7 protein-coding genes are annotated in these 7,424 nt (G+C 45.6%); 2 read left to right on the forward strand and 5 right to left on the reverse strand.

The genetic code is table 11. The annotated features are described in order from the left end of the window. Together Q0140_RS03570 and Q0140_RS03575 are read right to left on the reverse strand one after the other, a co-directional pair. Positions 1-958: CBS domain-containing protein (locus Q0140_RS03570; RefSeq protein ID WP_297961977.1), on the reverse strand; the 958-nt coding region annotated here is incomplete at its 3' end. Positions 959-966: 8 nt separating this feature from the next. Continuing rightward, a complete protein-coding gene (locus tag Q0140_RS03575) occupies positions 967-2,136 on the reverse strand; it encodes a peptidoglycan DD-metalloendopeptidase family protein (RefSeq protein ID WP_297961980.1) in 1,170 nt (389 codons plus the stop codon). A gap of 138 nt (positions 2,137-2,274) precedes the next feature. On the opposite strand from Q0140_RS03575, the gene Q0140_RS03580 reads away from it, so the two are divergent. Together Q0140_RS03580 and Q0140_RS03585 are read left to right on the forward strand one after the other, a co-directional pair. Further along, complete coding sequence (locus tag Q0140_RS03580) at positions 2,275-3,003, forward strand: plasminogen-binding N-terminal domain-containing protein (RefSeq protein WP_297961982.1); 729 nt, start codon at positions 2,275-2,277, stop codon at positions 3,001-3,003. Then, positions 2,996-4,378: an FAD-linked oxidase C-terminal domain-containing protein gene (locus tag Q0140_RS03585; protein WP_297961984.1), complete on the forward strand. Its 1,383-nt coding sequence runs from the start codon at positions 2,996-2,998 to the stop codon at positions 4,376-4,378. Before Q0140_RS03580 ends, Q0140_RS03585 begins: the two co-directional genes overlap by 8 nt. A 655-nt stretch (positions 4,379-5,033) precedes the next feature. On the opposite strand, the gene Q0140_RS03590 is transcribed toward Q0140_RS03585, so the two are convergent. The 3 genes from Q0140_RS03590 to ruvX form a co-directional block, all read right to left on the reverse strand. Further along, complete coding sequence (locus Q0140_RS03590; protein WP_297961986.1) at positions 5,034-5,720, reverse strand: tetratricopeptide repeat protein; 687 nt, start codon at positions 5,718-5,720, stop codon at positions 5,034-5,036. A gap of 757 nt (positions 5,721-6,477) precedes the next feature. Beyond that, the gene (locus Q0140_RS03595) at positions 6,478-6,846 is read right to left on the reverse strand and encodes an EthD domain-containing protein (RefSeq protein ID WP_297961988.1); all 369 of its coding nucleotides are present in this window, start codon (positions 6,844-6,846) and stop codon (positions 6,478-6,480) included. Positions 6,847-7,290: 444 nt separating this feature from the next. Then, a partial coding sequence (ruvX, locus tag Q0140_RS03600) for a Holliday junction resolvase RuvX (RefSeq protein WP_297961989.1) occupies positions 7,291-7,424 on the reverse strand: 134 nt, incomplete at its 5' end.

The raw sequence follows: 7,424 nt of genomic DNA on the forward strand, positions 1-7,424 counted from the left end.
TAGTGGCGTCAAATAGCCCGATGATCGTCGAGCTTACGATCGCCGTACATAAATTTACCGCCAGCCACAAGGCGCGCGCGCGACCCGCCTTAAAGATCGTAGTCTCATCATCTTCGGCTTCGTCATCGACGCCCGCGAGGTTGTAAATTTGCTCGGTGGCGCGCTCTTGGATGAGATCGTGGATATCGTCGGCAGTGATACGCCCGATGAGTATGCCGTTAGCATCGACAACAGGGATGACGTTAAGGTCAAATTCCTCAAAGTCCTTGATTACGTCGTCGATCTTGTCGGTATCGGTGGCGAAGTGGATTTTGTTTTCGGCGCCGAATTTTTGTGAAATTTCTTCCAGCGTGAGTGAAAAATCGTATAAAATCAGATCGGACGTCGAAAAGGTAGTAAGCAGATGCCCCTTTTTATCGAGCACGAAGAGCTGAAAGACATTCTCGATCTCGTCCTTTTCGCGCATAACGCGCAGCATCTCGACCGCCTGCCCCAGGGTCTGATCCTGCCTCGCGCTAAAAACCTCGGTCTGCATATACGCGCCCGCCTCATCTTCACTATATTTGGAGATAGTAAGAATATCGTGGCGATCGTCCTCGTCAAGCCCATAGAAAATCTGCTCGGCCTTGTCCTCGTCGATTTCGCCGATGTTTTGCAAAAGCTCTGCCTGATCGTCGCTTTCGAGCTCCTCAATCGCTTTTACAATCTTTTCGTGAGGCAGAGTTTCGATGACGTCTTCGAGCATATGCTCGGGCATCTCAAGCGCAGCATCGGCAAGATCCTCAGGATCTAGCTTTTTTAAGAATTCTACGTATTTTTCTTCGTCGTGCTTTTTTAGAGTTTTTAAATGCTCCGTAAGATCGGCGGCACTCAGCTCATGCTCAAGCGTATCGCCTAGATGCGCATCAAGAAGCGCCTTAGCTTCCTCGACGTCGTCCAGCTGCTCTTTATTTTCCATTTTCAGCCTTAATTTATCGTGATAAGCGACTCGTAGTTTTCAAATTTAGCAGGGTTTTTCGAGCCGTCTTTAGCCGCAGCCATTCTGGCGTCCATATCTTTGACGAGAGCTTTAAATTTAAGTTCTTCGGCGCTTATGACGTTAGTTTTTTCAATCTTGACTACCTTAAGCGGATCTATAGCCTGCTTATTTTTATAAAGTCCGAAGTGCAGATGCGGTCCCGAACTAAGCCCGGTCGAGCCTACGTAGGCGATTAACTGACCTTGCTTGACACTAACGCCTGCTTTTGTGCCGCTAGCAAAGCCGCTAAGATGCGCATAAAGCGTACTGATACCGCCGCCGTGGTTGATCTCTACGGTGTTGCCGTAGCCGTTTTTACGCCCTACAAAGCTAATCTTGCCCGCCCCTGCGGCATTTACCCTAGTGCCTTTGGGGGCTGCATAATCTACGCCTAAGTGCGCGCGATATCGCTTTAAAATCGGATGAAATCTTTTAGGAGTAAAATACGATGAAATTCTAGTATAAACAAGCGGTGTAATCAGCAGAAAAGATTCGACCTTTTTACCGCTTCGGTCGTAGTATTTATCATCGAAAAAATATAGCGATTTGGGCTTTTTATTTTCCTCGATCATTCCTGCGGTGATATTTACTCCGCCAAAAGGTTTGCCAAGGCGCGTTTTTTGCTCGTATAGAATCACAAGCCGATCGCCCTTTTGCAGCTTTTTAAAATTTACCTCATTTTTAAAAACAAGCATAAACTCATTCGCTAAAGCCGCATTGCCCGTAGCTTTGATGATATCTTGATAGGGCGAGCTTTCGATCTGAATTCCTAAAGAGTAGCTGTTTTCCTCATAAACTATCGGAGTATAAACGAATCTAAAAGTGCCGAATTTATCGCGGTAGATGTGGATCTGAAGCTCCTCGCTGACAGGGATTAGCAGCTGGGAGACGCGACCTGCTGGATCACGCAAAATTTGACACTCCACGCCAGCTCGTACCTCGGCGGCAAGCTCCTGATCCTCTTTATCCAGGTCATAATATACAGACGCGGGAATGCCCGCAGTTTCCATAAATTGCAGCAGACTCACGCCATCTGGCCAGGCAAACTTCTCTACGCTGGGGTTGTTCGCAAAAACTACGCCTATCCACAGAAAAAGAAATATAAAAATTCTAGTCATATAAAACCGCTTTGAAATATTATTTTAAGGCGGGATTGTAACGAAAAAACGCTTATATTTCGTAAATACCGTGGAATTTTATCGCTAATTTCAAAGTTTTATGTATAATTAGCCGAAATTTTATTCAGGAGCAGAATTTTGAAAAAAGCTTTACTTATTTTAGGCCTATTTTTAAGCGTGGCGATAGGAGCGGAATTTAACATGCCGCGATACGAAACCGCCCTACTTAGCGTAACTGATGGTTCGGGCGAGATCACAGATAGCCCTACGATTGCCGTAGGTAGCAGCGGGGTGGTGATGCATAATTTCGGTAGCGGCGCAAGCTCCATCATCGCACGTGCCGTCGTGACGCAAAAAAGCGCAGGCAAGGCAAAGGTGCGATTTGAGGTCTTTGATATGTTAGCTCAAGAGGCACTGCCACTGCCTAAAATTTTACCCTCAAGCGGCGATAAAGTGATCTTAAATTTCCTCTATGACCGCGCCATAATCGTCGCACCTAACGCTGAAATTTACGAGCAGGTTATCAAGGCTTTTCCAAATATAAATTTTATCCACCCAGATCTTGGCGGCGCCTATCTTAGCTACAACCACAAGCCAAATCCCAGCCGAGACGATTTTCGTAAAATTTGCGCGCAAAACAGCGCCGGACTGATTTTTATCGCGATGGATAAACAAGGCGTATTTGCCGACTGCGGCAGCTTCAAGCCTTTGCGCACGTTCGCTAGCGGCAGCGTGGCTTATTATCAGCTGCCATTTTACTCGCGCGTGGGCGAGATAAAGACCGTCATTTGGGACTTTACTAACGGCCCGATCAGCGATTACGACAAACACTACCGCTATTTGCTGGGCTTAGACGGCGATGAATAGTGCCGCGCAAGCGTTTTTTACAAATCTATTAGGCGCGGATAATGCCTATTTTGACGAGGCTCATCGCACAGCATACTGCTACGACGCGACGAAAAGACGCTGTCTGCCGGACGGCGTGCTTTTCCCGCGAAGTGAGGACGATGTCAGTCAAATTTTAAAATTCTGCAACAAAAATTTAATTCCTGTAGTTCCAAGAGGCGCAGGTAGCGGCTTTACGGGTGGATCTTTAGCCGCAAACGGCGGAGTGATTTTAGCATTTGAAAAACATATGAATAAAATTCTAGAAATCGACATGCAAAATCTACTCGCCGTAGTCCAACCCGGCTGCATAAATATCGATCTGCAAAAAGCAGCCGCAGCGCGCGGGCTGTTTTATCCGCCCGATCCCGCAAGCCAGGATTATTCCACGCTAGGAGGCAATGTCGCCGAAAACTCCGGTGGCATGCGCGCCGCAAAATACGGCATCACCAAAGACTATGTAATGGCACTGCGTGCGGTACTGCCTAACGGTGAGGTGATCCGAGCGGGCAAACGCACTATCAAAGATGTCGCAGGCTTCAACGTGGCAGGAATTTTAATCGCAAGCGAAGGCGCGCTTGCCGTCATCACCGAAATCACGCTCAAACTAATCCCGATGCCAAAGCTTAAAAAGACCGCGATGGGCGTCTTTCCTAGCGTAGATGCAGCAATGAATGCCGTGTATAAGACAATGGCAGCCGGTATCACGCCCGTGGCGATGGAATTTTTAGACGCACTGTGCATAGCCGCGGTCGAGGAGAAATTTCATAAAGGCTTGCCGAAGGGCGCGGGCGCGATTTTGATCTGCGAAACCGACGGCAATTTAGAAGCAGTGCTTTTGGAGGAGCTCGCACTCATAAAAGAAATTTTCGTTCAAAACGGCGCGAGCGACTTTCGCATCGCAGAAAGCGAAGAGGAGCGTGCGGGCATTTGGTTTGCGAGACGCAACTGCTCGCAGGCGATCAATATCTACGGCACGCTTAAGCTAAATGAGGACATCACCGTCCCGCGCTCGCAGCTGCCCGAGCTACTGCGCCGTATCGCGCGCATCGGCGATAAATACGGCGTGCGCGTGCCCTGCTTCGGGCACACGGGCGACGGCAATGTCCACACCAACGTCATGGTCGCCGACAAAAAAGATGAAGCTCAGGTACGACGCGGACATGACGCAATCACCGAAATTTTCAAAGCTGCAGTTGATCTTGGCGGTACGCTCAGCGGCGAGCACGGCATCGGACTAAGTAAGGCGGAATTTATGCCACTAGCTTTTAGCGCGGCAGAGATGGAGCTATTTCGCGCAATCAAAAGGGCTTTCGATCCAAAAGGCATCTTAAATCCCGGAAAAATGGGGCTTTAAATTAGGATCGTCATCCAACTTCTACGGTGATTTGAAATTGATTTATCCCACTTATCTCATCTAAAATTTTACTTTCTTACAATATGCCTACTTAAAATTTATCTTGCTTGCAATTTAGCTTATTTAAAGGCTACTTCGAGTTAGTTTCAAGCTTGATCTACCCATTTACAGATCGATTTTGCTTGCTTTGCAATTAATTTTATTTGCCTTGCAATGAATAATTTTACTTGTTTATTGATAGATTTCATCCACTTGATAATTGATTTTACTTACTTCGCAGATTAATTATCCCGTGCGATCTTCTTCGGATATTTTTGCCATATCAGCTGTGATTACATAGCTACTCGCTAGTTTGCGCAATTTTTTCTCTTTCAGGGATGCACTAAGATTATGATGAAATCCCTATATCGCGATGGATAAGTCTATGACAAGTCAAAATTCTGTCAATAAAATCCATAGCATAGATTAAATTCTAAACTTCCAAGATACTGAAATTTTAAAATCACTATCTATCGATATTATCGCAATATGCGAAATTTCAGCAATAAAATTTAAAGACGGAATTCCACGGAATTTCATAAAATCCTATAAAGCTCCGTCAAATTTCTAAGTTAATTTCGATTTCGCCGTGTTATCATCTAGCTAGCCCTGCCATCTATTTAGTAGCATTAGCCTCGCTTGCATTTATTTTATTCATCGCGGCTACTACGTTGCAGCTAAACTCCGCTCCCAGTTTGCAAGCCTTGTCGTAGTAGATCATCGCCTTATCCAGATCCGGCTCGCCAAATTCCTTCTTTGAATACGCTAGCCCAACCCTTTGGCATCCCTCTGCCAAAGCAGCATCGCAAGATTTGAGGAAAAACTTAAGAGCGCCCTGATAGTCTTTTTCTTCGTAGCTAGCGACCGCAGCGTTTAAGCAGCCCTCGCCTAATCCCAAATCGCATGATTTGGCAAAAAACGCAAATGTATTTTTCTTATCGGCATTTTTATAAGAGATTATCGCGGCGTTGTAGCAAGCTTTGGCGGCTCCCAGCTCGCACGCTTTGGAATAAAACCGCGCGGACTTGCCCTTATCTTTCGTAGTTTTATATAAATTTTGCTCGTCGTAATACAAATCCCCCGCGATAGCACAGCTATTTTCTAGCCCTGCTTCACAAGCTTTTTCAAACGGCTTTTTTGCTGCCTCATAATCGCGCTCCTCAAGCAAATATCCTCCATAGTCTTCGCACGAATTAGCCCTACCGACGCCGCATCCGACAAACGAGACCCCTTGCGGGAAAAATATCTGCGCGAGCAAGTAGGCTGCTACGATTAGTGCGGCAATCGACGCTAAAATTTTCATTTTCGCTCCTTTTAAATTTTAAAAATAATTATAGCAAAAAGCGAGGAATAAAATTTTAATTTTTGATAATAGATGTGAAATCTCCGGCGAATTCTTGTAAAATTCCTATCAAAATCCCAAGCAAAATTTTAAATAAAATTTTAAACGGAGCTTTGAGCTGAATTTCAAAAAGACAAATTAAAATTTTACTTGCAAGATTGTTTTTATGGCTGGCTTGCCTCAATTTTTACTCACACGTCTATATGGCGTCCACAGCACCTGCAGTTTTTATAAAAAAACATTTAATCCTGAGGTCTGAAACACCTACGGACTCTACAATGGTAATTTATCAGGGCGATAATCTAGTGTGTAAAATATTTTGTTGCATATTAAGCCCGCGACAAGCATCTTGCCGTGCCCTAGAAAACTTTTGAAAATTTCGCATTGCTGCTTAGAAATTTTAAAAAATTTTACGCAGCCAGCCTTTAAATTTTATCTTAGAAATAGGTTTGCCTATGCTAAAATCGTAAGCATAATGCGTCTTTAGGCGTTTTGGCTCAATACCCATGATTCTTAGATATATGAGCCTTAAAATAATTTAGGCCGCGCAGTATCTGTATCGCGCATGTAAATTTCATCTATGTAGACTGCGATTACGATTTCAGCCGCGCAAGCCCAGCTCGTAAAATTCTGATAGTTTTAAAACCCAAATGCCACGTAGAATTCTATCCATTTAAAGAGCTTTACTTCAAAATTTATTCACTGCAAGCCGCGCTCCCTAGCGCTCAAACTCTATCACAGCCTCCTCCTCGCCGAACCACATCACGGAGTTTTTCATATCGCAAAACCTCGCCTCATCCGCCATCAGCTCCGCTAGCACCGCTCGCCCTACCTCGCTGTTTCGCGCATCCGCAAACGCCTGCACGCTCTCATACCATAGCTCGCCCATCGCGTCGTAGCCAAACGCCGCCGTCTCACGCTTGGTGCTCTGACCCTCGGGAAAGACGGGAATAGTTTTTGCGTAACGGATAATATTTAGCTCTTTTTGATTAGCCAAAACCTTTTGCGAATGCGCCTCCCAGTGCGCCAAAAACTCCTGCTGCGTGATGTTCGGCGCCTTTTTTACTAACATCGTGATCTTAAACATAACCGCTCCCTAAATGAAATTTATCGCAAAATTTGCGCCCTATTCTATGATGCATCCGCGTTTTTGCAATTTTGCTTAGCGTTCTTTGCGTCTAAATAGACCTTGAAAAAACTTAAAATAGCAGCCGTGCGCGCGAGCACAGATCCCAAAATGCATAAGCCTCACTACTTAAAGCTCAAACCGCCGTCAATCTCCACTCGGTTTAACCGCCTAAAGCGTCATTTACGGCTACCGCCAAAATAAATTCCGCAGACTCTTTGCGGGCAAAGTAAAATTATATCAAGCTTTAGCGGGCGATGAAATTTTACCGACTTTTGGCATGAATAAAACCTATCCGTTTTACGAGGCAAGATAAGATCCACGAGCATTCATAAAGCGGTAAAGCAGACGAGCGGCGGTTTTATCTTTCACCGCCGCGCGCAAATTACGTTGCTACGCATGAGCCTAACCCTTGCTTGCCAAAAACCTCTGCAAAATTATCGTTGCGGCGATGCTATCAAAGCGCGGATCCTTGCCGCCCCCCTTAGCGCCTTTGCTCGCAAACTCCGCCGCTTCGGCGCTCGAAAAGCTCTCATCTT

Origin of the sequence: uncultured Campylobacter sp. (genome assembly GCF_938045405.1) — a bacterium.
GTDB lineage: Bacteria > Campylobacterota > Campylobacteria > Campylobacterales > Campylobacteraceae > Campylobacter_B.